Annotated in this window: 23 protein-coding genes; 12 read left to right on the top strand and 11 right to left on the bottom strand. The window is 73.7% G+C overall.

The window, feature by feature from the left end; all coding sequences use genetic code 11:
• Positions 1-94 precede the first annotated feature (94 nt).
• From ABZ951_RS01790 to ABZ951_RS01800, 3 genes are all read right to left on the bottom strand, one after another.
• Positions 95-982 carry a GNAT family N-acetyltransferase gene (locus ABZ951_RS01790; protein ID WP_344096205.1) on the bottom strand — a complete coding sequence of 296 codons (888 nt, stop codon included), beginning with the start codon at positions 980-982 and terminating at the stop codon, positions 95-97.
• A gap of 59 nt (positions 983-1,041) precedes the next feature.
• The gene (locus tag ABZ951_RS01795; RefSeq protein ID WP_344096221.1) at positions 1,042-2,493 is read right to left on the bottom strand and encodes an amino acid permease; all 1,452 of its coding nucleotides are present in this window, start codon (positions 2,491-2,493) and stop codon (positions 1,042-1,044) included.
• A 215-nt stretch (positions 2,494-2,708) separates the two neighbouring features.
• Positions 2,709-3,665: a hypothetical protein gene (locus ABZ951_RS01800; RefSeq protein WP_344096202.1), complete on the bottom strand. Its 957-nt coding sequence runs from the start codon at positions 3,663-3,665 to the stop codon at positions 2,709-2,711.
• A gap of 559 nt (positions 3,666-4,224) precedes the next feature.
• On the opposite strand from ABZ951_RS01800, the gene ABZ951_RS01805 reads away from it, so the two are divergent.
• Positions 4,225-5,184 carry an endonuclease/exonuclease/phosphatase family protein gene (locus tag ABZ951_RS01805; protein ID WP_344096200.1) on the top strand — a complete coding sequence of 320 codons (960 nt, stop codon included), beginning with the start codon at positions 4,225-4,227 and terminating at the stop codon, positions 5,182-5,184.
• 358 nt (positions 5,185-5,542) lie between these two features.
• Here ABZ951_RS01805 and ABZ951_RS01810 read toward each other — a convergent pair whose 3' ends face one another.
• The gene (locus ABZ951_RS01810; protein WP_361278496.1) at positions 5,543-6,265 is read right to left on the bottom strand and encodes a ribonuclease H; all 723 of its coding nucleotides are present in this window, start codon (positions 6,263-6,265) and stop codon (positions 5,543-5,545) included.
• Positions 6,266-6,348: 83 nt separating this feature from the next.
• Between ABZ951_RS01810 and rpmF the strand changes: the two genes are divergently transcribed.
• The 4 genes from rpmF (at position 6,349) to ABZ951_RS01830 (ending at position 10,324) form a co-directional block, all read left to right on the top strand.
• Positions 6,349-6,519, top strand: coding sequence for a 50S ribosomal protein L32 (gene rpmF, locus ABZ951_RS01815; protein ID WP_344096195.1), 171 nt, complete (start codon positions 6,349-6,351; stop codon positions 6,517-6,519).
• Between the two features lie 183 nt (positions 6,520-6,702).
• Entirely contained in the window at positions 6,703-7,266 is a 564-nt protein-coding gene (locus tag ABZ951_RS01820) for a 2Fe-2S iron-sulfur cluster-binding protein (protein ID WP_344096193.1), read from the top strand.
• Positions 7,263-8,249, top strand: a complete 987-nt coding sequence (locus tag ABZ951_RS01825; protein WP_344096190.1) for a xanthine dehydrogenase family protein subunit M — start codon at positions 7,263-7,265, stop codon at positions 8,247-8,249. Before ABZ951_RS01820 ends, ABZ951_RS01825 begins: the two co-directional genes overlap by 4 nt.
• Positions 8,246-10,324, top strand: coding sequence for a xanthine dehydrogenase family protein molybdopterin-binding subunit (locus tag ABZ951_RS01830; protein WP_344096188.1), 2,079 nt, complete (start codon positions 8,246-8,248; stop codon positions 10,322-10,324). The genes ABZ951_RS01825 and ABZ951_RS01830 overlap by 4 nt, the downstream gene beginning before the upstream one ends.
• 25 nt (positions 10,325-10,349) lie before the next feature.
• Here the strand turns inward: ABZ951_RS01830 and ABZ951_RS01835 are convergent, their stop codons facing one another.
• Together ABZ951_RS01835 and ABZ951_RS01840 are read right to left on the bottom strand one after the other, a co-directional pair.
• A complete protein-coding gene (locus tag ABZ951_RS01835) occupies positions 10,350-11,024 on the bottom strand; it encodes an endonuclease (RefSeq protein ID WP_344096186.1) in 675 nt (224 codons plus the stop codon).
• Between the two features lie 94 nt (positions 11,025-11,118).
• Positions 11,119-11,304, bottom strand: a complete 186-nt coding sequence (locus tag ABZ951_RS01840) for a hypothetical protein (protein ID WP_344096184.1) — start codon at positions 11,302-11,304, stop codon at positions 11,119-11,121.
• A 271-nt stretch (positions 11,305-11,575) separates the two neighbouring features.
• Between ABZ951_RS01840 and ABZ951_RS01845 the strand changes: the two genes are divergently transcribed.
• The 3 genes from ABZ951_RS01845 to ABZ951_RS01855 all read left to right on the top strand — a co-directional run bounded on the left by ABZ951_RS01845 (position 11,576) and on the right by ABZ951_RS01855 (position 13,739).
• Positions 11,576-12,205, top strand: a complete 630-nt coding sequence (locus tag ABZ951_RS01845; protein WP_361278503.1) for a DUF6629 family protein — start codon at positions 11,576-11,578, stop codon at positions 12,203-12,205.
• A 13-nt stretch (positions 12,206-12,218) separates the two neighbouring features.
• The gene (locus tag ABZ951_RS01850) at positions 12,219-12,671 is read left to right on the top strand and encodes an SRPBCC family protein (RefSeq protein WP_344087428.1); all 453 of its coding nucleotides are present in this window, start codon (positions 12,219-12,221) and stop codon (positions 12,669-12,671) included.
• 90 nt (positions 12,672-12,761) lie between these two features.
• Positions 12,762-13,739 carry an alpha/beta hydrolase gene (locus tag ABZ951_RS01855; RefSeq protein ID WP_344087655.1) on the top strand — a complete coding sequence of 326 codons (978 nt, stop codon included), beginning with the start codon at positions 12,762-12,764 and terminating at the stop codon, positions 13,737-13,739.
• 59 nt (positions 13,740-13,798) lie between these two features.
• Here ABZ951_RS01855 and ABZ951_RS01860 read toward each other — a convergent pair whose 3' ends face one another.
• The 3 genes from ABZ951_RS01860 to ABZ951_RS01870 all read right to left on the bottom strand — a co-directional run bounded on the left by ABZ951_RS01860 (position 13,799) and on the right by ABZ951_RS01870 (position 16,112).
• Positions 13,799-14,392: a hypothetical protein gene (locus ABZ951_RS01860; RefSeq protein WP_361278506.1), complete on the bottom strand. Its 594-nt coding sequence runs from the start codon at positions 14,390-14,392 to the stop codon at positions 13,799-13,801.
• A gap of 88 nt (positions 14,393-14,480) precedes the next feature.
• Positions 14,481-15,134, bottom strand: coding sequence for a dioxygenase (locus ABZ951_RS01865; RefSeq protein WP_344087434.1), 654 nt, complete (start codon positions 15,132-15,134; stop codon positions 14,481-14,483).
• Between the two features lie 36 nt (positions 15,135-15,170).
• Entirely contained in the window at positions 15,171-16,112 is a 942-nt protein-coding gene (locus ABZ951_RS01870) for a helix-turn-helix transcriptional regulator (RefSeq protein ID WP_344087436.1), read from the bottom strand.
• Between the two features lie 144 nt (positions 16,113-16,256).
• Here ABZ951_RS01870 and ABZ951_RS01875 point away from each other — a divergent pair, with 144 nt between their 5' ends.
• The 4 genes from ABZ951_RS01875 (at position 16,257) to ABZ951_RS01890 (ending at position 20,889) form a co-directional block, all read left to right on the top strand.
• Positions 16,257-17,378, top strand: a complete 1,122-nt coding sequence (locus ABZ951_RS01875; RefSeq protein ID WP_344087439.1) for a DUF6183 family protein — start codon at positions 16,257-16,259, stop codon at positions 17,376-17,378.
• Between the two features lie 224 nt (positions 17,379-17,602).
• Entirely contained in the window at positions 17,603-18,307 is a 705-nt protein-coding gene (locus ABZ951_RS01880) for an HNH endonuclease family protein (RefSeq protein ID WP_344087658.1), read from the top strand.
• 63 nt (positions 18,308-18,370) lie between these two features.
• Complete coding sequence (locus ABZ951_RS01885; protein WP_344087442.1) at positions 18,371-19,528, top strand: DUF6183 family protein; 1,158 nt, start codon at positions 18,371-18,373, stop codon at positions 19,526-19,528.
• 197 nt (positions 19,529-19,725) lie between these two features.
• The gene (locus ABZ951_RS01890; RefSeq protein WP_344087445.1) at positions 19,726-20,889 is read left to right on the top strand and encodes a PP2C family protein-serine/threonine phosphatase; all 1,164 of its coding nucleotides are present in this window, start codon (positions 19,726-19,728) and stop codon (positions 20,887-20,889) included.
• On the opposite strand, the gene ABZ951_RS01895 is transcribed toward ABZ951_RS01890, so the two are convergent.
• Together ABZ951_RS01895 and ABZ951_RS01900 are read right to left on the bottom strand one after the other, a co-directional pair.
• Positions 20,867-21,931, bottom strand: a complete 1,065-nt coding sequence (locus ABZ951_RS01895) for a chitinase (protein ID WP_344087448.1) — start codon at positions 21,929-21,931, stop codon at positions 20,867-20,869. The two genes, ABZ951_RS01890 and ABZ951_RS01895, sit on opposite strands and share 23 nt — an antisense overlap.
• A 135-nt stretch (positions 21,932-22,066) precedes the next feature.
• On the bottom strand, positions 22,067-22,603 hold the full coding sequence (locus tag ABZ951_RS01900; RefSeq protein ID WP_344087451.1) for a hypothetical protein: 537 nt from the start codon (positions 22,601-22,603) through the stop codon (positions 22,067-22,069).
• Between the last annotated feature and the right edge of the window lie 223 nt (positions 22,604-22,826).

The following is a 22,826-nucleotide window of genomic DNA, read 5'->3' on the forward strand; positions in this document are numbered from 1 at the left end:
GCCGGGTCAACGACCGGACCGGCCGGTACGGTGCTGCCTCCGCCCGAAATCACGCCGCAGCGCCGCCCGTCGGACCACCCGCGGGCTTGCCGCCCTACCCCAGTTCGAGGCTGGTGGTGCCGTAGACGCGCTCCTCGCGGACCGGGCGGACGGGCCCGGTGTACATGCGGGTGGTGTGGAAGGAAGGCGCCAGGCCGCGGGCCGTGGCCAGTTCCCGGGCGCCCCGGTGGGGTTCGGGGATGTCGAGGCAGACCTCCTCGTCGGGGCCGAGGTGGGCGGTGAGCGCGTCGAAGAGCGCCTCGGCGCCCTCCTGGGTGTCGGCGAACAGCGGGCCGATGCGCCGGCTGTCCCGGCCGGGCCGGATCACGCCGTAGCCGGCGACGTGCCCGTCGCGCAGGAGGACGTAGGCGATGTGGCCGGGCGCCGTCAGCCAGCGGGTGAGGAAGGCGCGCCGGTCGGCGGGGAAGCACGGCTGGTCGTAGGCGGCGATGGCGTCGACGTGGGCCGGGGTCACGATCACGGCCCCCGCGGCCGGGGCGCCGCTGCGGGCGGGGCGGCCGGCGTAGCGGACGGTGTCGTAGGCGGGGGTGAACCCGGAGCGCCGGTAGGTGTCCAGCTGTGCGGGCACGGCGTCCAGTCCGACGGTGCGGTCCCCGGCGTGCGGGAACGCGGCGCGCCAGGTGGCCAGGCCCAGCCCCCGGCCGCGGTGGTCGGGGTGGACGATGTAGTAGCCCAGGAACGCGTAGTCCTCGGAGTAGGTGACGAGGGAGAGCGAGGAGACCGGCCGGCCGTCGAGGTGGCCGAGGAAGAATCCGGCGGGGTCGGTGGGGTGGAAGCAGGCCGTGTCGCCGGTGCCGGGGTTCCAGCCCTCGGCCGCGGCCCACTCCGTCACTTGGTGCCAGGCTTCCAGGGAGGCGCGGGTGACGGTGAGGGCGCCGTCGGCGGGCTGCCGGATCGGGTCGGGGCCGAGGGGGTGGTTCATGCCGGTGTTCGTTCCTTTCGGTCAGGGGGTGGGCCGGGGGGCCGGGGGCCGGGGCGGGTTCAGATGAGGTCCATGGCGGCCACTTCGTCGGGGCGGCCGTAGCTGACGGGCCCCTGGAAGCGGGCGCGGGCGCTGGCGAACCACCACACCGTGGCGATGAGCAGCACGACGCCCAGGGCGATCGGCGCGTAGTTGAACGAGGTGGCGGTGATGGGGGACGCCTGGGGCAGCATGAACAGCACGTTGCTGATCACGATCCAGGTCACGGCGACGCGCGCGACGGGCTTGCCGTACCGGCCCAGGTTCCACGGGCCGGGCTCGAAGGTGTCCAGCCGCAGCCGCAGGAAGATGGGCACGCCGTAGGCGAGGAACAGCCCGACGACGTTGACGCTGACGACGGCGGTGAAGGCGGTGTGGGACCACAGCCCGGGCAGCACCAGCACCATGGGGCAGGCGGCGGCGAGCCAGACGGCCTTGACGGGGGTCCGGGTGCGCGGGGAGACGGAGTGCCACCAGCGGGAGCCGGGCATCGCGCCGTCCCGGGAGAAGGCGAAGATCTGTCGGGTGTTGCTGGTCATGTTGGCCAGGCCGCAGAACAGCATGGCGCCGATCACGATCAGCAGGAGCAGCCTGGCGGTGCCGGTGCCGAGCGCGTCGATGAGGATCTGGACGGGCGGGGCCGATGCCCCGGCCTCCTGGGCGTAGTCGCGGATGGCGTACACCAGGGCGAGCATGAGGATCAGCCCGGCGAGGGCGGAGCAGGCGATGGCCCGCATGATGCCCTTCGGGGCGTTGACGGTCGCCTTCACGGTCTCTTCGGACATGTGAAAACTGCCGTCGAATCCGGTGAAGGTCCAGCTGGTGACGAGGAGTCCCAGCATTCCGCCGTACAAGCCGTAGGTGAAACCGGTGTTGTTGACGAAATGGGTCGCGAACGAGGCGGGTTGGTGGTGTGCCGGAATGAAGGTGAGGGCGGCGACGATCACCACCATGCCGATCAGCAGCCACCAGACGGATATCCGGTTCACCACGGCGATCAGCTGCACCGTGTAGGTGTTGATCAGCGCCTGGGCCAGCAGGATCACCGCCGTGATGGCGACGGTGTGGGCCGGGCGCGGGTGATAGGAGGGCCACTGCAGCGCGACGAACGCCTGGATGAAGGTGGCGGCCGCGTAGTTGGTCGCGGCCGTGCCGCCCACCTGGCCGACGAAGTTGAGCCAGCCCGTGTACCAGGACCAGGCGCCGTGGTGGCGCTTGGCGAGCTTGCCCGCGGAGAAGTACAGCGCGCCGCTCGTCGGGTAGGCGGAGGCGATCTCTCCCATCGCGGCGCCGACGAACAGCACCATGACGGACACACCGATCCAGCCGAAGACGAGGATCCGGGGGCCGCCGGCGCCCATTCCGAAACCGAATGAGGAGAAGATCCCGGAGATGATATTGATGATCGTGAAGGAGATGGCGAAATTATCGAAGGCCCGGAAACGCCGGGTGAGTTTTCGCGGATATCCCATGGCGTGCAGCGTCGCGTCGTCGTCGAGCGTGACGGGGGCGGGCTGAGCGCGGCGGGATTTCGTACGGGCGAGGAATGCGGGACCGGACAACGACCGCAACCTTTCCGAGGGGACGGGGTGAGCGGGAGAACAAAGGCGAGGGGCGGGGAAAAAATATCGGAGCGCCCCGCCCGGGCGGGACACGACGGCTTACGGGGGACTCTCCGGGGGCGGTCTCAGGGGGCGCCGGGCACGGGGAGCCCGCACAGCCGTCTGACGCGGGTCAGCTGCTCCTCGGGGTCGCCGAAGACGCTCCAGGGCATCCGGGAGGCGTAGGGGCCCATGGCGGTGAGCACCGCCCGGGCCTCGCCTTCGCACTGCGCCATGAACAGCGCGTGAGCCAGGTAGGCCAGATCGAGGACCGGGGTGAAGCGGTAGCCGGCCACGTGGGGCATCCAGTTCCGGTAGACCCCGAGGGCGGTCGCCCGCCACGGGGGCTGCTCCCAGGTGTGGTTCACCAGCGGGGAGGCGGCGTTGTAGCCCTCGACCAGGGACACCAGGGACAGCAGCCGCAGCGGGGAGGACTCCGGGGCCCGCTGGCCCAGGAACGCGGCGACGTCCCACGCCGCGTTCGCCGATCCGCCGTGGCGGGCGAAGAAGAAGGCCAGGAAGCGGTGGTGGGCCTCGCGGTGCCAGGGGTCGAGGCGGAGGATGTGGGCGAACAGCGACCAGGGGCCCGGCGGGGCGGTGAGCAGCCCGCGGGGCGCGGGGTCGCGGGGCCGGTGGACGCGGGCCAGGGTCAGCTTCGCCACCCAGGGGGTGGGGTCGGCGGGGGCCCGCTCGGCGGCCCTGTCGCACGCGGCCTGGGCTATGCGGCCCAGGGCGAGGGCGTGCCGGTCCCGGTCGTCGGCGGCCCGCAGGGCCCGCAGCACCGCGACGCGCGCCCACACCAGGGCGGCCTCGGGGCTGGGCTCCTCGGCCAGCCAGCGTTCCGCCAGGTCGGAGTCGGCGGCTTCGGAGGCGAGGACCAGCGAGCGGTGGGCCCGCAGGCCGAAGTCCTCACGGGTCTCCTCCAGGGCCTCCTGCGCGCTCAGGAAGCGTCCCGCCCGGACGTCCACGCACGCGCGCGCCAGCCGTCGGTCGTCGGCCGCCGGGTGCCACACGTACTGCCCCTCGAATAACCCCGCGGTCATGTTCTCCTGCCGATCCTGCCGACGACCCTGCCCACACGCGCACGTCCCGCCCTTGTCGAATTCAGCGGAAGTCCTCCCCGGATCCACCGGCGGCAGCCATACCTTACTGAGCATCAAGTCGAAACGGAACTGGCCATCCGAAAAAGCTGGTTCCGCATCATTTATGGGCGTGACATTGCGGACGGCCACCGGCGGACCGTCCTTTCCGTACCGCCGCTTCCGCGCCCGGCACCGCTCCGATTGACACCGGCCGAGTGATTGGCATATGCCAATGCACTGCTGTCCGTACGCCCGGACTTCGCCGCGGACGGCGCGGCGGCCGAAAAGGCGGATGCCGGAGTCCGGTTTCGGCCGGGCCCGGGTCCCGGGTGCCGCAGGGCCGAACTCCCGCCCGCTTCGGGCCCGGTGGCCCGTAATCGCGGTGGTCCGGTGCGGCGGGTGGTTGCCGGAGGGCGGCGCGGGAAAGAAACGTAGCGCGTGCTGCCGGGGCACGGATCCGGGAGGCGTTGCGGCCGCCCGGATCACCGGACCCGCCGCCAGGCCGACCAGGGAGGGCACGGTGCCCGCTTCCGCTCCGTACGCGCCACGTCCGCCGCTCAGCCGCCGTACCGCGCTGCGGGCGACGGCCGCCACCGTGGCCGCGGGGGTCCCCGCCGCCGTCGGCGCCGCCCCTGCCGCTTCCGCGCTGTCCCCGGCCACGGCGACGGCGGCCGCGCCGTCCCGCGGCGGTCCGGACAACGGGCGGGAGCTGCGGGCGATGAGCTTCAACCTGCGGTACGCCGCGGAGACCGGCCCCCACCCGTGGTCCGGGCGCCGCCCGGTCATGCGGCGGCTGCTGCGCCGGGAGAGACCGCACCTGCTGGGCACCCAGGAGGGCCTGCACGGCCAGCTGCGGGACATCGCCGACGACCTCGGCCCGCGGTACGCGTGGATCGGCACGGGCCGGGAGGGCGGCAGCCGCGGGGAGTTCATGGCCGTCTTCTACGACGTCCACCGGCTGGTGCCCGAGGAGTACGACCACTTCTGGCTGTCCGGTACCCCGGCCCTGATCGGCTCGGCGACGTGGGGCAACACCGTCGTCCGCATGGCGACGTGGGTGCGTTTCGCCGACCGGCGGACCGGCCGCTCGTTCTACGTGCTCAACACCCACCTCGACCACCTGCACCAGGGCTCCCGCGAGCGCGGCGCCGAGCTGATCACCAGCCGGCTGAGGGGCCTCGACCCGGCCCTCCCCCGCGTCGTGACGGGCGACTTCAACGTCCCCGCCCACCGCAACCCCGTTTACGCCGCCATGCTGGAGGGCGGTGTCCTGGCCGACACCTGGGACACCGCCGCCGCGCGCGGCCCGTTCCACGGCACCTTCCACGGCTTCCGGCCGCCGGTGCCCGGCGGGGACCGCATCGACTGGATCCTCGCCTCGCCCTCGGTCCGCACGGTCCGGGCCGACATCAACACCTTCTCCGACGAAGGCCGGTTCGCCAGCGACCACCTGCCCGTACAGGCCCTGCTCGACCTGTGACGGGCGGCCGGCTCGCGGCCGGCCAGGGACGGTTCTCGTGTGTGCTGCCCCGCGCCGAAGACGTGGACGGTCAGCGGCCGTTCAGAACGCCGGGCCGGCCGTCAAGGCCGGGCTGCCCCGCCGCAGGTGGCGAGCGCCGGGGCCTGCCGGCGGGTTGTCGACCGCGGGCCCGCCGTTGCCGCCTGCGGCGGCGAGCGCCCTGCGGGCGCGTCCTCAAACGCCGGACGGGCTGATACGGGTCGAACTCAGCCCATATCAGCCCGTCCTGGGACACCTCCTGGGGGCACCCCCAGCGGTAGCCGGGGGAGTTAAGGACGCCGCCGCGCAGCGGTGGTGCGGACGCCACAACCCGCCGGCGCTAACCCGCCGTCGTGGACTCGGCCCGGCAGGCCGGGTGACCCCAGCCCTGAGGGTTCTTCGCGATCTGCTCGCCGGAGGCGTACGGCTTGCCGCAGCGGCACCTGCCGGGGAACTTCGCCGCGATGGTGCCCGCCGCACGCTTCGTCCCGCCCTGCTTCGGCACACCTCCCGCCGCCTTCGCCGCACCGGTCCGCCGGGCCCCGCCGCCCCCGCGGGAGGGCGCGGCCGCGGCCTGGAGCGGCGGCTCCCCCGACCCCAGCGCGGTGCCGGCCGCCTGCTGGGTGACGGCGGCGTGGCTGGCGGCGCGGTCGGCGAAGGCGTTGAGCGGGTCGCCGTCGACCTGGTGCGCGGGGACGTACAGGAAGTCCACCGTGCGCCCGGACAGCAGCGCCTCGATGCTCACGACCAGGTCCTTGTTGGCCACCGGCTTGCCCGCGGCGGTCTTCCAGCCCTTCTTCTTCCAGCCGGGCAGCCAGGTGGTCACGGCCTTCATCGCGTACTGCGAGTCCATGCGGACCTGCATCGGCACGGCCGGGTCGGTGGCCGCGAGCAGGCGTTCCAGCGCGGTCAGCTCCGCGACGTTCTTGGTGGCGGTGCCCAGGGGGCCGGACTCCCACCGGTCGACGTTCCCGTCGGCGTCACCGATGACCCAGCCCCAGGCGGCGGGGCCCGGGTTCCCCTTCGAAGCCCCGTCACAGGCGGCAATGATGCGTTCAACCATGCCCCCGATCATGCCAGGCCACCAATTGATAATGGATCCCATGTTCATATAGTCTGGCCGCCCACCCACCCCGGAGGATTGCCATGGCCGTTCCCAAGCGGAAGATGTCCCGCAGCAACACCCGCCACCGCCGTGCCCAGTGGAAGGCGACCGCCCCCAAGCTGGTGCCCGTCACCGTGGACGGCACCTCCCACCTGGTGCCGCAGCACCTGGTCAGGGCGTACGAGCGCGGCCTGCTCCGCCCGGAGGGCTGAGCCCCGGCGCGCGCGTGCCGCGGGCCCGGGATCCCGGGGCGGGCGGTGGTCGCAGCCACGGCACCGCCCGCCCCGACCGGGTCCGAACGGGTGCCGTGCGCCCCGCGCGCGTTTGCGCCTCCCGGATCGGGGGACCTCGTCACGGTGCCGTTGGGACACCACCACACGACGAGGCGAGGCACCGTGGCAGAACACCTCCCGCACAGCCGGTCCGGCGCCACGGACCGCTCCACCGCGTCGGCGGTGACGCTGCACGTCAACGGCGTCCCGCACCGGGTGACCCTCGACAACCGGACGACCGTGCTCGACGCCCTGCGCGAGCACCTGGACCTCACCGGCGCCAAGAAGGGGTGCGACCACGGGCAGTGCGGCGCGTGCACCGTCCTGGTCGACGGGCGGCGCGCGAACAGCTGCCTGATGCTGGCCGTCGCGCACGACGGCGCGGAGATCACCACCGTGGAGGGGCTGGCCGAGGGCGACGCCCTGCACCCCCTGCAGGAGGCGTTCGTCGACCGCGACGGCTTCCAGTGCGGCTACTGCACCCCCGGACAGCTCTGCTCGGCGCTCGGCGCGATCGCCGAGGCGGCCGCGGGCCACCCCTCCCACGTGACGCCGCCCGCCACCCCGCCGCCCGGGGAGCCCGTCCCCCTCTCCCCCGGCGAGATCCGCGAGCGGATGAGCGGCAACCTGTGCCGGTGCGGCGCCTATGTGAACATCGTCGCCGCGATCGAGGACGTGACGCGGTGAGGACGTTCACCTACACGCGCGCCGACGGCGTCGACGCGGCGATCGACGCCCTCGCCACCCGCCCGGACGGCATGTTCCTCGGCGGCGGCACCAACCTCGTCGACCTCATGAAGCTGGGCGTCGCAGCCCCCGGCCTGCTGGTGGACATCAGCCGGCTGCCCCTGACGGACATCCGGGAGACCGACGGCGGCGGCCTGTGGATCGGCGCGAACGTGCGCAACAGCGACCTCGCCGCACACCCGGCCGTCCGCATCCGCTGGGCCGCGCTCTCCCAGGCCGTGCTCGCGGGCGCCTCGGGGCAGATCCGCAACACCGCCACCACCGGCGGCAACCTCCTCCAGCGCACCCGCTGCCTGTACTTCCAGGACGTGGGCAAACCGTGCAACAAGCGGGTACCGGGCAGCGGCTGCCCCGCGCGGGAGGGCGTCCACCGCGACCTCGCCGTCCTCGGGCACTCCGAGCACTGCGTGGCCACGCACCCCTCCGACATGGCCGTGGCGCTCACCGCCCTCGACGCGGTCGTCCACCTGCGGGGGCCCGAGGGCGACCGGGCGGTCCCCCTCACCGACTTCCACCGGCTGCCCGGCACGGAGCCCCAGCACGACACCGTGCTCCGGCGCGCCGAGCTCGTCGTCGCCGTGGAGCTGCCGCCGCCGGCGGGGCCGTCCGCCTACCGCAAGGCGCGCGACCGGGCCTCCTACGCCTTCGCCCTCGCCTCCGTCGCGGCCGTGCTCGACGTGCGGGGCGGCACCGTCGAGGACGTCCGCCTGGCGTTCGGCGCTCTCGCCCACAAGCCGTGGCGGGCCCGCACGGCGGAGGACGCCCTGCGGGGCGCCCCGGCCACGGAGGAGTCCTTCGCGGCCGCCGCCGAGGCGGAGCTGGCGGCGGCCGAGCCGCTGCGCGACAACGCCTTCAAGGTGCGGCTGGCCCGCAATCTCGCCGTCCGCGCCCTCACCGACCTCGCCGGGGACGCCGCCTCATGAGCACCGTGAACACACCAGGGCCCGCGCGTCTTGAGGGGCGGGAGAAGGTCACCGGAGCGGCCCGGTACGCGGCGGAGCACACCCCGCCCGGCACCGCCTACGCCTGGCCGGTCCCCGCCACGATCGCCCGCGGCCGGGTGGTCACGGTCGACACGGGCCGGGCGATGGACGAGCCGGGCGCCCTCGCGGTCCTGACCCACGAGAACGCCCCGCGCCTGAAGGACGTGGACGACGCCACCCTGCTCCTCCTCCAGAACGACCGGGTGCCCCACCGCGGCTGGTACGTCGCCCTGGCCATCGCCCGCACCCTGGAGGCCGCCCGCGCCATGGCCGCCGCGGTGGAGATCGGCTACGCGCCCGAGGACCACGACGCCGTGCTGACCACCGGCCACCCCGGCCTGCGCGTCCCCGACGAGGCCAACGGCGGCTTCCCCGGCAGCCGGGAACGCGGCGACTTCGACGGCGCCTACGAGCGGGCGCCCGCGCGCGTCGACGCCACGTACACGATCCCGCCCCTGCACAACCACCCCATGGAACCGCACGCCACGACCGCCCGGTGGGAGGACGGCACGCTCGTCGCCCACGACTCCAGCCAGGGCGCCACAACCGTCCAGGAGACCCTGGCCGAGCTGTTCGGCCTGGCCAAGGAGCGGATCACCGTCGTCTCGGAGCACGTGGGCGGCGGGTTCGGCTCCAAGGGCACACCCCGGCCCCAGGTCGTCCTGGCCGCGATGGCCGCCCGGCACACCGGGGTGCCCGTCAAGCTCGCCCTGCCCCGGGCCCAGCTCGCCGCCACGGTGGGGCACCGCGCGCCCGTCGTCCAGCGCGTCCGGCTCGGGGCGGGCGAGGACGGGGTGATCACCGCCCTCGCCCACGAGGTCGTCACCCAGACCTCCACCGTCCGCGAGTTCGTCGAACAGGCCGCCGTCCCCGCGCGCTCCATGTACCTCTCCCCCAACAGCCGCACCACGCATCACGTCGTGGCGCTCGACGTCCCCAGCCCGTCCTGGATGCGGGCGCCGGGCGAGGCGTCGGGGATGTACGCGCTGGAGTGCGCGATGGACGAACTCGCCTGCGCGACCGGCGTGGACCCCGTCGAGCTGCGGGTGCGCAACGACACCGCCACCGAGCCGGACAGCGGCAAGCCCTTCAGCAGCCGCCACCTGGTGGAGTGCCTGCGCGAGGGGGCCCGGCGCTTCGGCTGGCACGAGCGCGACCCGCGCCCCCGCTCCCGCTCCGAGGGCCGGTTCCTCCTCGGCACCGGGGTGGCCTCCTCCTACTACCCCGTCCTCCTCGCGCCCTCCTCGGCCGAGGTGCGGGCCGGCGGCGACGGCCGCTACCTCGTCCGGGTCAACGCCACGGACATCGGCACGGGCGCCCGCACGGTCCTGGCCCAGATCGCGGCCGAGGCGCTCGCGGTCCCTCTGGAGCTGGTCTCCGTCGAGGTCGGCAGCAGTGCCCTGCCCCGGGCGCCGCTCGCGGGCGGCTCCAGCGGGACCGGCTCGTGGGGGTGGGCGGTGCACAAGGCGAGCCGCGCCCTGCGCGCGCTCGTCGACGAGCACGGCGGCACGGTGCCGCCCGGGGGCCTCGCCGCCGGTGCCGACACCTCGGACGACGTCGAGGCCGAACCCCCGTACGCGAAGGCCGCCTTCGGGGCCCAGTTCGCGGAGGTCCGGGTCGACAGGGACACCGGTGAGACCCGGGTGCGCCGGCTCCTGGGCGTCTTCGCGGCCGGGCACGTCCTCAACGCCCGCACCGGGCGCAGCCAGCTCATCGGCGGGATGACGATGGGGCTGGGCATGGCGCTGCACGAGAGCAGCACCCTGGACGCCCGGTTCGGTGACTTCGCCGAGCGCGACCTCGCTTCGTACCACGTGCCGGCCTGCGCGGACGTGCACGGCATCGAGGCGTACTGGATCGACGAGGACGATCCGCACCTGAACCCGATGGGCAGCAAGGGCATCGGGGAGGTCGGCATCGTCGGCACGGCCGCGGCGGTCGCGAACGCGGTGCACCACGCGACGGGTGTCCGCGTCCGCGACCTGCCCCTTCACCCGGAGAAGCTGCTCGGCTGAGCTCCTCCGGCTCCGGCAGCGGGCGTCACCGCTCCTGTGCCCGGCGCACGTCGTCGACCACGTCGTCGACCACGGCTCTGTCCAGGGCGGCCCGGACGAGGGCCGCGGCGAAATGCGGTGTCTCCCGGCGTTCCACCAGGCCCGCCAGGATGCGCGGGTCCTCGGGCAGGCCCAGGCGCCGCGCGCCCTGGAGGGCCTTGTCGTCGATGCAGGGGTGGACCTCGGGCCAGACGCCCTGCACCTCCCGCAGGAAGATGTTCACTCCCGCGGGCCCCAGACCCGGTACCTCCCGCAGGACCTCGCGCAGGTGGCCGGTGTCGCCCCGCGCCTTCTCGCGCATCCGCCGGACGTCACCGCGGTAGGACGCCAGCAGGAGTTCGGCGCCCTCGCCGAGCTGGGTGGCGGTGCGTTCGTCGTAGCGCCGGTACCCGCCCTCGCCGAGGGCGTCCACCCGCTGCTGCCAGGCGGCCGCCGCCATCCTGCGCGGGTCCTTCAGGCCGGCGGCCGCGAGGCTGCGCGCCGCGGCGACGGCGACCGACGCGCGGATCCGGGCGCTGAGCAGACAGGACAGCACCAGGAGCCGGTACAGCGGCTGGGGGGTGTCCCGCAGCCGGATGCCCGCCTCCTCGGCGTACGTCTGCCCGTGGGTCCGCAGGAGCGCGGCGGCCGTCCGCCGGTCCGCGGCTGTCGGACCGCTCACGGCTGTGCTTCTCGGGGTTTCCGGGGTTTCAGGGTTTCCCGGGATGCCCGGCGGGCCCTCCGGGCCGGGCGCGCGGTGGCCCGGGAGCGGCCGCTCACCGGCCGGCCCCGCCCTCGTCCGGGGCGGTCCCGGCCGGCCCGGTCTCCTCCTCGGCCGCGGGCGGCTCGGCCTCGCGCCACTCCTGGGCCCGGGTGGGCCGGCCCGACCGGGTGAGACCCTGTACTTCCTTCTTCAACTCGTCGTCCCGCTTGGCTCCGTGCTTGCTGCTTCCCCGGTCCATCGTTCCTCCTGATCGCGGCGTCCCCCTCACGAGCCGGCCGGCCCGGCGGGAGGCTGAGCCGTCGGGTGCCCGGTGCCACCTCCCCCAAACCGGGGCGTTGCCCGCTTTCGCCGCAGACGGCGCACCGCTGGGCCCGTGCGCCCCCCTCATGGGCGCGTGCGGCCATCCGGAGGGAATGCGGGCCCGGGGCGTGCGCGGGTGGTGGCGCCGGGTACCCGGTCACTGTTTCGCCGGGTGCCCGGCGGTCGCTCGTCGGAGGTGGGGTGGCGTCATGTGCTGGAGCGCGACGGCCGACCTCGTGGCGGGCACGGCTGTCGCGGCGATCGGGGTGGCGTGCGTGGCCTGCGTGCGCCGGGCCCGTGACCTGCCGCTCGCGGCGCTGCCGCTGTTCCTCGGAGTGCACCAGCTCGTGGAGTCCGCCGTCTGGCGCGCCGGTGGCGGCACCGGGCCCGCCACCCTGGCCTGGGCCGTGATGGCGCTGCCCCTGCCGGCGGTGTGGGTGCCGCTGGGCGTGCGGCTCGCCGCGCCGCCGGGCGCCCGGCGGCGGCTGGCGGCCCCGCTCGCCGCCGGGGCCGCCACCGCCGCGTGCCTCGCGTACGCCCTCGCCACCCGGCCGGTGGCGGCCGAGATCCGTGGCCACACCCTCGGTTACGTCGTCGCCCTGCCGTACGCGCCGCTGGTCGTGGCGGGCTATCTCCTGGCCACGGTGGGGTCCCTGCTGCTGGGCGGCGACCCGCTGTTGCGGGGGTTCGGCGTTCTCGTGGGCGCCGGGGCGGTGGTCTGCGCGGTGCTGTGGCGGCTGGAGTTCCTCTCCACCTGGTGCGCGTTCGCCGCGGTGGCCGCCGTCGGCCTGCTCGGCTGGGTGCGCAGGCGCCCCCGGGGCCCGGCGGCGAGCACCTGATGAGGTGGCCCCCATGACCCCCTTCGTGATCGTCCGCCCGTCCCGGCTGCCCGTCGGTGAGGCGTGGCTGCGGCTCACCGACTGGGAGCGGCACGCCGCGCACGTCCCGCTGACCCGCATCACCGTGACGACGCCGCCCCCGTCCGGGGCCGGCACGCGCTTCGTGGCGCGGACCGGCGTCGGGCCCGCCGGGTTCGACGACGTCATGGACGTCGTCCGCTGGGAGCCGCCTTCCGAAGGAGGCGGGCCGGGGCGCTGCCGGCTGGAGAAGCGGGGGTCGGTGGTCACCGGCTGGGCCGAGATCGAGGTGCGCCCGGACGGCGCGGGTTCGCGGGTCGTGTGGCGGGAGGACCTGCGCGTCAGAGGGCTGCCGCGGATCGGCGAGGCGCTGGTGGCGCGGTGCGGGCGGCTGCTGTTCGGCCGGGTCGTCCGGCGCCTGCTCGAGGAGCCGCCGATCACCGGGTGACGGGCTGTCGGCGCGCGCGGGCCACCCCGTACGGTGGGCGGGTCGGCGTCAACGCGTACGTGTGCTGCGGGAGGATCTGTGACCAGTGCGATGGAACACCGCTTCGTCGAGGTCAACGGCGTCAGGCTGCACATCGCCGAGCAGGGGCGGGGGCCGCTGGTCCTGCTGCTGCACGGTTTCCCGGAGTGCTGGTACTCCTGGCGGCACCAGTTCGCGCCGCTGGCGGCGGCCGGCTACCGGGTGGTGGCTCCCGACCAGCGCGGCTACGCCCGCAGCGAGCGGCCGGAGGACGTCGGCGCGTACAGCCTGCTCCACCTCACCGGCGATGTGATCGGGCTGGTCCACGCGCTGGGCGAGGAGCGCGCGGTCGTCGTCGGTCACGACTGGGGCGCGCCCGTCGCCTGGACGACGGCCCTGCTGCGCCCCGATGTCGTGCGCGGTGTCGCGGGCCTGAGCGTCCCGCCGGTGCCGCGCGGTGGGTCCCGCCCGCTGGCGAAGATGCGCGAGGCGCACGGTGCCGGTTTCTACCAGCTCTACATGCAGGAGCCCGGTGTCGCCGACGCGGAGCTGGCGGCGGATCCGGCGAAGACCTTCCGGAGCCTGCTGGTCGGCGCCTCGGGCGACAGCCCGGCCTCCGACCCGCCCCGCGCGTGGGTGGTCCGCGAGGGCCGCACGCTGCGGGACACGCTGGTCGAGGTGAAGGAGCTGCCGGGCTGGCTCACCGAGGAGGACGTCGACGTCTTCGTCCGCGAGTACGCCGGGCACGGCGACCGGGCCTTCACCGGCGCCCTGAACTGGTACCGCAACATCGACCGGAACTGGGAGCTGCTCGCCCCCTTCCAGGGCCGGGGCATCGACGTCCCCGCCCTGTTCGTGGGAGGCGACCGCGACACGGTCCGGGCCTTCCCCGGGATGGACCGGCTGATCGCCTCCCTGGACCGGACCCTGCCGGGGCTGCACCGCAGCCTGATCCTCCCCGGCTGCGGCCACTGGACGCAGCAGGAGCGCCCCGACGAGGTCAACGCGGCGCTGCTGGACTTCCTCGCCCACCTGCCCGCGGACGGCTGACCGGTGGCGGAGTGTCAGGTGGCATGGCGTCAGGTGCCACGGCGTCGGGTGACGTGGTCTCAGGTGACGAGCTCGGTGACGAGGGCCGCCGTCAGGAACACCCCGAAGCAGGCGGCCAGGCCCCCGCAGCCCATGAACAGCACCCGGTCGGCCCGCGGCCCCGGCCGCCCTTCGGCGGCCCGGAGGTTGACCAGCCGGGCCAGCAGCCCCGACGGCGTGAGCAGGGCGGTCACCCCGAGCCACCACCACAGGTAGACGGGGGGCGCGGCCACCGCCCCGAAGGATCCGCACGCCACGGCGACGGCGGTGACGGCCGCCGCCGTCACCGCCGAGAGCGCGGCCGGTACCCACCACCAGGCCCCGGCGCGCCCCCACCGCGTACCCGTGCCCCGGGCCAGGGAGAGCGCGGGCAGGACGAGCGTCACCGTGAGAGCGAAGGACACGGCCCACAGGACCGCGAAGAAGAGCGGCAGGAGAAAGACGGCCGCGGCGCCGCTGTCGGCCTCGGAGCCTTCGGGTTCGGGGCCGGGGTCGGCCATCGCCCAGACCATGAACAGCGCCAGCGCGCACATCGCCGTGACCGTCGACGCCGCCGTCGAGACGGTGATCGCGGGCCGTGTCCATACCCTGTGACCTGCTCTGTCGTGCTTCACGCTCTGATCATGCACCGCCGGGTGCGCGGCCCGGCCGTGGGGTGCCGGACCGCGCACCGGCTCCCGGTGGGCTATGATCCGCCGGCGTTCAGCGGCGTCCGACGACGAAGTCGAAGGTCCCTTGCTTCGCCGGTCCGGCCTGGCGGACCTGCATCAGCAGGGCCGGGTTGAACAGCGGGTCGGTGTTGTTGCGCGGTTCGCCGGGAAAGTAGAGCTGCGTGGTGAGGACGGGGCCGCCTGGTTCCTGGACCTTGACGTGGAGGTGGCGCGTCCGGCCCGGGTAGAGCCCCGGGACGATCGTCGTCAGGGTGAACGCGCCGTTGGCGTCGGTGTACTGGTGCCCCCGCATCCGGAAGCCCCGGTTATCGTAGGCGCCGGCGTCGTCCGCCTGCCAGAAGTCCAGCAGCGCGTGCGCGACGGGCCGGCACGTGAGCCCGAAGACGAAGCCGCTGACCGTCAGCCGGGTGCCCCGGGTACCCGGTTCCAGCAGCGAGGCGCGCTGGGGGGAGTGGGGCTTGAAGTAGGGGCCCTCGGTCTGCGGTGGGGTCGGGTCGTCCCCGTCGTCACAGGCCGGGGTGGGGGTCAGGGGCGCGTCCGCGGGCCGGTGGTCCCGCGCGAGGGCCACGCCGCCGAGCAGCGCGGGCAGCGGCACGGCGACGAGGGCCGCCTTGAGCAGGGTCTTGCGGCTGACCCCGCGGCCCGTGGCCGTGGGCTCCGTGGTGCCGTCGTACTCGTCCGCCATGGTCCGCCTCCTGGGGTGAGTGGCTCACTGACGAACCTAGGGACGCCCCTCGTGCGGATCGATGGACTCCGTTCGGGGAACGTGGTGATTCCCGCCTGCGGTCCGGCGGAAGTCGCCGGGGCTGATGCCGGTCTCGCGCCGGAAGAAGCGGCAGAAGTAGGCGGGGTCCGTGAAGCCCACCCGCCGGGCGACCTGCCCGACGCCGAGACCGGATCCGGCCAGCAGCCGCTTCGCCTCCAGCGTCCGGGCCGCGCGCACCAGCTCGCCGGGCGTCCGTCCGGTGGTCTGCTTGACGACCTCGTTCAGATAGCCGACGGAGATGCCCAGGCGTGCGGCGTAGGCCCCGACGGCCCCCTCCGCTCCCCCGGTCTCGGTGAGCAGCAGGCCGAACTCCCGGGAGACCTCCGCGGCGCGGCCCGTGGCGGCGCCGGGTCTTCGCGCACCGGGCAGGCGCAACGCGCGGACGAGCAGGATGTGCAGATACGCCTCCAGCACGGAGGCGTAGCCGTCCGCCTTGGCGGTGAACTCCCGCCCCATGGCCCGCACCAGTTCGCCGAGTCCGGCCGTGTCGTCGCCGGACGGGCCGGGCGGCAGGTGCAGCCACGAGCGCTCGCCGAGGGCGCGCAGGAGCTGCCGGTCACCGGGCCGGGCCAGCAGGAAGTCGTCGGTGAAGAGCATCACCACCCCGCGCAAACCGGTCACCCCTTCCCAGTGGTGCACCTGTCCGGGCAGCAGGAAGCACAGGTGCGGGGGGCTCAGGGGCCGGCGGACGAGGTCGATGACGTGGGCGCCCGTGCCCGCGGTGACGTGGACGATCTCGTAGAAGGTGTGGCGGTGCGGATAGCCCGCCCGGGAGTCGGGGCCGAAGGTCTCGAAGGTGCCCATGGCGAACGGCGGGTTCTCGGCGGGCGGTACGCCCAGCCGGTGCAGGGGCACGGGGTCGGCGGGTGCGGTCCCGTGGTGCCCGTACGCGTTCATGTCCGCCACCTCCGCCCGGTGTGGTCCCGGATTCAAGCGCACCCCGCGGTTTCCCGCCAGAGCGGTATGAGCCGATCGCGGGGGCGGCCCGGGCGGGAGCCCCGCGCACTCACGCCCCACCCCCTGGCCATAGGGTTGCGGATCGTGAAGGACGACGCGCAGGACGCTCTCAGAAGTCTCGTATGGGGCACCGTCGAAGACCGTGTCGCGCAAGGCGACGCCGCCTACGCCCACGAGGTGGGCTCCCGGCTGGCCGCCCGGTACGCCGCCGCTCAGGAGCGGGCGCGGGACGACGCGCGCAGCCTGAGCCACGTCGTGCGGGTGCTCGCCCTCACCCCCGGCCGTGAGAACGTGGTGCAGCTGCTCCGCCTGCTCGACGACCGCAACGCGCAGGCCGCGCACGGCGGGCTCCAGCCGCGCTCCATCGCCTCCCTGCTCGCCCGGAGCCAGTCGGTCGCCGACCTCGTGGACACCGTCTTCGACCGCGGCGCGCGCGACCGGCACGACGAGCTGCGCGACTGCCTCTTCCACGAGCTGGTGCTCCGCGGGGTGGCCGTCGAGGATTTCCGGCCGCTGCGCTACTGGAGCGGCGCCCGGCCCGGCTGGCACGCCCTGTCGTGGCTGCCCGCGCACCGGTGCGACTTCGAGGCCGGCGCGGACTTCGGCACCGTCTCGATCCACGGCGGCTCCTGCGCCATGCCGACCGGCCTGCCCGCGGAGGGCCGGGTGGACCCGCCGACGCCGCGCACGGCCGAGCGGTCCGCGCTCCGGGACGTCGCCACCGCGCGCGTCCAGGAGGCCGTCATCTCCCCCGCCGAGGCGGGCAACTGGGGTGACTCCGCGGCGTGGGTCTTCCGCCCGGACGAGGCCGTGGCCCCCGAGCAGGTGCCCGCGCTGCTCCCCACGCTCCCCATGGCCTGCGTCGAGGGGCTCGGCCCCACCGGCCGCTTCGAGATCGCCGTCCGCCCGCTGGACGCCGTCTGGCGGCTGCTCTTCGCCACCGCGTCGCTGGGCGGCCTGTACGCCTCGGGCGGGTACGGCGGCGCCTACGCCCGGCTGGCGGCGTGGCACTCGATGGCGGCGCTCAGCGGCGCTCCGGCGGGCGCGAGCGCGGCGGAGGCGGAGCAGTACGCGCGGCAGAGCACATGGTTCCACTTCGAGTCCGACGCGGCCTGGTTCCACAACGAGATCTACGACTACGGCATCGCCGCCCTCTCCCCCGACCGCCGCCGGATCGCCGTCCTGGCGGCGACCGACACCGACTAGGGGTGGTGTCGGGCGCGTGGCGCGAACGGTGAATTCGCCGGAACGCTCCGGATGCGCCACCGGGCGCCGGTGGCGTGAGGCCGGGGCCGGGGGAGCCTGTCGTGGACGCAGACGAGAGGACGTGTCAGGTGCAGCACTCCACTCACTTCCGTAAGGGTCGTTCCGCTGTCGCCACCACCCGGCGCTCTCTTCGAGTCGCAGCGGTGACAGCAGTCGCCGCGCTCCTGGCCTCGGGATGCGGGGGTCCCGAAAAGGGCGACTCCTCGAAAGGGTCAGGACCCGTAGCGCCCGGCGGACGGGCGGTCAGCCCACTTGAGAATCCAGAAGGCACGAAGCCAGGACTCGCGCCGGTGACGACGGACGCGGACAAGGCTGCGGCCCGAAAGCTCATCGCTGAACTGTCCACCAAGGGGCGGGGGCCCAGGACGGGCTACACCCGCGCCGAGTTCGGCTATGCCTGGATGGACACGGCCGACGGGGTCCCGCTGGCAAGGAACGGTTGCGACACTCGAAATGATCTTATGAATCGCGATGGTCGGGACCTGACCTACCGATCCGGCTCCGACTGTGTGGTCGTCGCCATGACCTTGCACGACCCGTATACCGGGAACACCATCGAGTGGCGCAAGGCGAAGGCCGCCGAGGTACAGATAGATCACGTGGTGCCGCTCTCGTACAGCTGGCAGATGGGCTCGTCGCGCTGGCCGGAGAGCAAGCGCAAGCAGCTGGCCAACGACGTGCTCAATCTGCTCCCGGTCGAGGGGCGGGCCAACTCGGCCAAGGGCGATTCCGGCCCCGCCTCCTGGCTGCCCCCGGACAAGCGCATCAGGTGCGCTTACGCCGTTCGTTTCGCGCAGGTGGCGCTCAAGTACGAGATGCCCGTGACGGCGCCGGACAAGCAGACGATGCTGAAGCAGTGCGGGGGCTGACGGACGTGCGGCGCTTCGGTCACCGGGATGGGGCCGGTGGGGCGCCCGCGTACGCTCAGTACCGTGGTGGATCAGATACAGAAGATCGTGACGGAGTTGCCGGGCCTGAAGAGCGTCACGGGCGTATGGGAGGTGGCTGACGGCCGTCTCGCGCAAGGGGATGCCGCCTTCTCCGCGGATCTCGGCATCGCTTTGGCCAGGTCCTACGGCTCCGGCTCCGGCACCGGCACCGGCACCGGCACCGGCACCGGACAAATCTGGCAGTACAGGCACGTATTCGATCATCTGCTGCGACTGCTGGCCACCACCCCCGGGCCCGGGAACGTCGCCCAGGCGCTGAGGCTGGTCTCCTCGGTGGAGGTCGCCGGCCGCGAGCTGGACCGCTACACGGCCTCGTTGCTGGCCTCCAGCCATCCGGCAGAAGATCTGGCTGTGGCGTTCACCGCCCAGGCGCCGGAGGAACTGCGTGCCTGCTTGGTCCACGAACTGGTACTCAGGGGTGTCGTCGTCGCAGAGACGCCGGGGATCGCGGGCTGGGCGACGTCGTCGCACTGGAGCCGTCATCCGCTGGGCCGGCTGCCGCTGACGCTGTCCGACGTGGAAGGGCGGCCGGACCTGCCGAGCCACAGCGCCCGCGGCAGCTCCTACCCGATGCCGTACGGTCCGTCGGAGAGCCGCGGTATGCCGGTCGTCACGGGGGCACATGTTCCATCGGCTGAGGAAACCACCACGGAAGCCGGTGCCAAGAGCATGGCCGAGGCCGTGGCGAACTGGGTCGCGGAGTCCAACGGACGCGTCGAGACACGGGTTTTCGACCTTGCAGGCCCCCTGGACGCTGAATCGGTCCCGAACGCGCTCTTGACGCTGGGGCTGGAATGCCTGAACGGAGCGAGGAAGAAGTCCCGGCTCTCGGTCGAGGCGTGCCCGCCGGCCCAGGCATGGGGCGTGCTCTTCGCCGCTGCCTCCTCGGGAGGGGCCTACAACTCCGGCTCCTACGGCGCATATGGCCGCCTGGCGGCATGGCGGTCTCTGGCCGGCCTCTCCGGGACCGCGGAGGGTGCCACGACCGCTGAGGTCGAGGCGCGCGCACGGGAGTGCACCTGGTACGACTTCGATGCCGACACGAAGTGGTTCGAGCGCGTGGCCTGGGACATCGGCCTGGCCGCGGTGTCTCCGGAACGGCGACGGCTGGCGGTGTTGGCCGCGACGGACACCGACTGATCATGCCCTGTGGGGCGCCCCCGCCGAGGGCGACACGACGCGGAAGGCCCTGGCCACCCGCCCGGCCCGGCCGCTTCCGGCCCCGTCCACCGGCGGGGTGGGCGCTCACACACTGACGGCCGGGTTCCCGCGCGGCGCCGGCCGTCCAGGACGTGTCGGAGGAGCGTGGTGGAGCACCGGGGAGGTAAGCAGGGAGCATGCGTCTTCCCCACCGTCCGCCGGGCCAGGACCGGCCGTGGCGTCATCGCCCCGGGCTGATCGCGGTACCGCTCGGGCTCATCGCGGTGATCACGGTGGTCGACCTGATCACCGGCGCGGACATCCACCTGGGGCCGCTGCTCGTCGCGGCGCCGGCCGTCACCGCGGCGATCGGTGGTCCCCGCCTGACCGCCTGCGTCGGCGCCCTCGCCGTGGGGGCCGAGGTCGTGCTCAGCGCGGTCTTCGGCCGCTTGGGGACCACCGAACAGCAGACGCAGATCGTCGCGATCCTCGTCGTCTCCCTCTTCGTCGTCGCGTTCCGCGTGGTCCACGAACAGCATCTGCAGACGCTCGGCCGGGCGCGCCTGGTCGCCGACGTGGCCCAGCGGGTCCTGCTCAGGCCCCTGCCGCCCCGGATCGGCCCGCTGCGGATCGCGTCGCTCTACCTCGCGGCCGAGGCCGAGGCCCGCATCGGCGGCGACCTCTACGCGGCGGTCCGCGCCCGGGACGCGACCCGCGTCATGATCGGCGATGTGCGCGGCAAGGGCCTGCCCGCCTTCGGGGACGCCGCCCTGCTCCTCGGCGCCTACCGCGCGGCCGCGCACCGCTACCCGCCACTGCCGCGCCTGGTCGCCCATCTGCACAACACCGTCTACTGGGACGTGGCCGACCCGGCCGCGGGCCCCGAGGCCGGTGAGAGCTTCGTGACGGCCGCGGTACTGGAGATCCCGGACGAGGGCGGCCTGCTCCAGCTGGTCAACTGCGGCCACCCCCCACCCCTGCTCGTGCGCGACGGCGAGGTCGTCCCGCTGACGGTGACGGACCCCGCGCTCCCGTTCGGCCTGGGGAGCGACGTCACGGAGGACGACTACGAGGTGGAACGCTTCCCCTTCCGGGACGGCGATCTGCTGCTGCTCTACACGGACGGCGTGATCGAGGCCCGGGACGCCAAGGGCACCTTCTACCCCCTCGCGGAACGCCTGGCGTCCTGGCGGGAGAGCGAACCGCAGCGCCTCGTCGAACACATCCACGCGGACCTGCTGGCCTACACGGGCGGGGCCCTCGACGACGACGTCGCCCTCGTGGTGGTCCAGCGCTGCCGGGAGGACGAGGTGCGGGCGGCCGCCGGGGCCCCGGGGCTCAGCGGCCCTGCAGCCTTCTGACGTTGTCGCCGAACGTCCACCCCTTCGACCCGTCCCAGTTAACGGACCAGGTCATCAGGCCTTTCAGCGCCCCGCCATAGGTGTTCCACGCCTGTTTCACCAGGTCAGGCCCCATGTAACCGCCCCCGGCACCCGGCTGTGCCGGCAGGCCCGGGACCTGTTTGTCGTAGGGGACCTTGATGGTGGTGCCCTGGACGACCAGGCCCTTGTTCAGGCAGTCCGTCTGCGCGGTGAAGCCCTTGACCGTGCCGGCGGAGTACGAGTCGCCGGCACAGCCGTACATGTTGCCGTTGTAGTACTGCATGTTCAGCCACCACAGCCGCCCGTTGTCCGCGTACTTCTTCACGATCGGCAGGTACGCGCCCCAGATCGAGCCGTAGGTGACGCTGCCGCCGGTGACGTAGGCCGTCTCGGGGGCCATCGTGAGGCCGAAGCCCGGGGGCATCGCGGCGAGCACGCCGTCGATGATGCGGACGAGGTTGGCCTGTGACGTCGACAGCTTGGTGATGTCGCCACCGCCGACGAGGCCGGTCTCGATGTCGATGTCGATGCCGTCGAAGTGGTACGCCTTGAGGATCGGCACCACCGTGGCCACGAAGCGGTCGGCGACGGCGCTGGAGCCGAGGTCGATCCCGGCCGCGGCGCCGCCGATGGACAGCAGGAGCGTGGCGCCGGCCGCTTTGGCCCGGCACATCTCGGCGGGGGTCGCGACCTTCACTGTCGCGTCCATCCCGTCCTCCCACAGGGCCGTGCCGTCCGAGCGGATGACCGGGAACGCCGCGTTGAGCACGTTGTAGCCGTGCTCGCGGATGCGCGCGTCGGTGATCGGCGTCCATCCGAAGGGCGGGTGGACGCCGTTGGCCGCGCCGTCCCAGTTCTCCCAGTAACCCTGGAGCACCTTGCCCTGGGGTCTCGGCTTGAGCGCGCAGGTGTCGTCGGCCCGCGCGCTTGCCGCCGCGGCGGCAGGCAGCGGGAACTGCGCGGCCAGGGCCAGCGCGAGGCCGAGGCCGGCCCCCAGCAGACGGGACATCGGACGCTTCATGCCTCGCTCCCCTCTCACCACCGGGATCCGACCACCGGGATCGACCGCACGGTAGAGCGGGCCCGGTCGGCCGTCAATAGGTCTGGACCAGGCCGCATTCCGTGCGGGGGCCGGCGGGGAGGGAGGGGCCGGGGGTCAGTTCCAGGGGTTGGCCGGCTGGTCGTTGATGGCCGTCCAGAAGCGGGTGCCGGCGGGCACGTCCCCGTAGGCCCAGTAGCTCCAGCCGCCCGAGTTCTCCAGGTTGGCGCCGTATCTGCCGTCGTGGAACTCCGCCATGCGCCAGCCCGCCCCGAAGGTGTTCGCGCAGACGCCGTCCGCGACCGCCCGGCTGGTCAGGTGGGTCCCGCGCACCGGGTTGGTGGCCGCGACCGCGCCCCGCGCCCAGCCCGCGTAGAAGCCGGGGGTGATCCCGGCCGGCGCGGGGCTTCCGTCGACCCTCAGGCACAGCAGGGGCAGGGCCGTGCTCGTCGACGTGTCGCCCTGATACGGGTTGCTGAGGGGGCCGCCGCCGACCTGGACCGTGCCGCTCGGACCGTCGGCGAGCAGGGTCCACGTCAAGGCCTTGCCCTGGGCGGCGGGAGCGGGCGAGGCCGCCCCTGCGGGGCTCACGGCACCTGCCGCCGCCGCGAGCACCGCCGCACCAAGGGCCAGGGCCGTCTTCACCGAACGCATGGCTTTCTCCTTCACTCATGTGACACGAGACGCATGGCGTAACGGTGGTGGATTCTCCACGGCCTTCACACTTCCTCCAAGAGGGAGAACCGGACACCGGACGGCCCCCGCGCACCCACAACAGGCCGCGCTGGGCACCAAGTTGGCCTCCGCACCCCCTTGCCGGGCAGACCGCACGGGTGTTCCCTCAAGGGAGGAACACCTACCGAAGGAGGAGCCGGAA

The sequence above is a fragment of the Streptomyces sp. NPDC046215 genome, assembly GCF_040646215.1.
In the GTDB taxonomy this organism is placed as follows: Bacteria; Actinomycetota; Actinomycetes; order Streptomycetales; family Streptomycetaceae; genus Streptomyces; species Streptomyces stramineus.

Excerpts from the sequence above, each read along its gene's own strand:
- rpmF (WP_344096195.1), top strand. The coding sequence starts at position 6,349 with ATGGCCGTTCCCAAGCGGAAGATGTCCCGCAGCAACACCCGCCACCGC.
- ABZ951_RS01850 (WP_344087428.1), top strand. The coding sequence starts at position 12,219 with ATGACCCCCTTCGTGATCGTCCGCCCGTCCCGGCTGCCCGTCGGTGAG.
- ABZ951_RS01840 (WP_344096184.1), bottom strand. The coding sequence starts at position 11,304 with ATGGACCGGGGAAGCAGCAAGCACGGAGCCAAGCGGGACGACGAGTTG.
- ABZ951_RS01800 (WP_344096202.1), bottom strand. The coding sequence starts at position 3,665 with ATGACCGCGGGGTTATTCGAGGGGCAGTACGTGTGGCACCCGGCGGCC.
- ABZ951_RS01810 (WP_361278496.1), bottom strand. The coding sequence starts at position 6,265 with ATGGTTGAACGCATCATTGCCGCCTGTGACGGGGCTTCGAAGGGGAAC.
- ABZ951_RS01845 (WP_361278503.1), top strand. The coding sequence starts at position 11,576 with ATGTGCTGGAGCGCGACGGCCGACCTCGTGGCGGGCACGGCTGTCGCG.
- ABZ951_RS01790 (WP_344096205.1), bottom strand. The coding sequence starts at position 982 with ATGAACCACCCCCTCGGCCCCGACCCGATCCGGCAGCCCGCCGACGGC.
- ABZ951_RS01890 (WP_344087445.1), top strand. The coding sequence starts at position 19,726 with ATGCGTCTTCCCCACCGTCCGCCGGGCCAGGACCGGCCGTGGCGTCAT.
- ABZ951_RS01855 (WP_344087655.1), top strand. The coding sequence starts at position 12,762 with ATGGAACACCGCTTCGTCGAGGTCAACGGCGTCAGGCTGCACATCGCC.
- ABZ951_RS01870 (WP_344087436.1), bottom strand. The coding sequence starts at position 16,112 with ATGAACGCGTACGGGCACCACGGGACCGCACCCGCCGACCCCGTGCCC.
- ABZ951_RS01895 (WP_344087448.1), bottom strand. The coding sequence starts at position 21,931 with ATGAAGCGTCCGATGTCCCGTCTGCTGGGGGCCGGCCTCGGCCTCGCG.
- ABZ951_RS01795 (WP_344096221.1), bottom strand. The coding sequence starts at position 2,493 with ATGGGATATCCGCGAAAACTCACCCGGCGTTTCCGGGCCTTCGATAAT.
- ABZ951_RS01865 (WP_344087434.1), bottom strand. The coding sequence starts at position 15,134 with ATGGCGGACGAGTACGACGGCACCACGGAGCCCACGGCCACGGGCCGC.
- ABZ951_RS01830 (WP_344096188.1), top strand. The coding sequence starts at position 8,246 with ATGAGCACCGTGAACACACCAGGGCCCGCGCGTCTTGAGGGGCGGGAG.
- ABZ951_RS01900 (WP_344087451.1), bottom strand. The coding sequence starts at position 22,603 with ATGCGTTCGGTGAAGACGGCCCTGGCCCTTGGTGCGGCGGTGCTCGCG.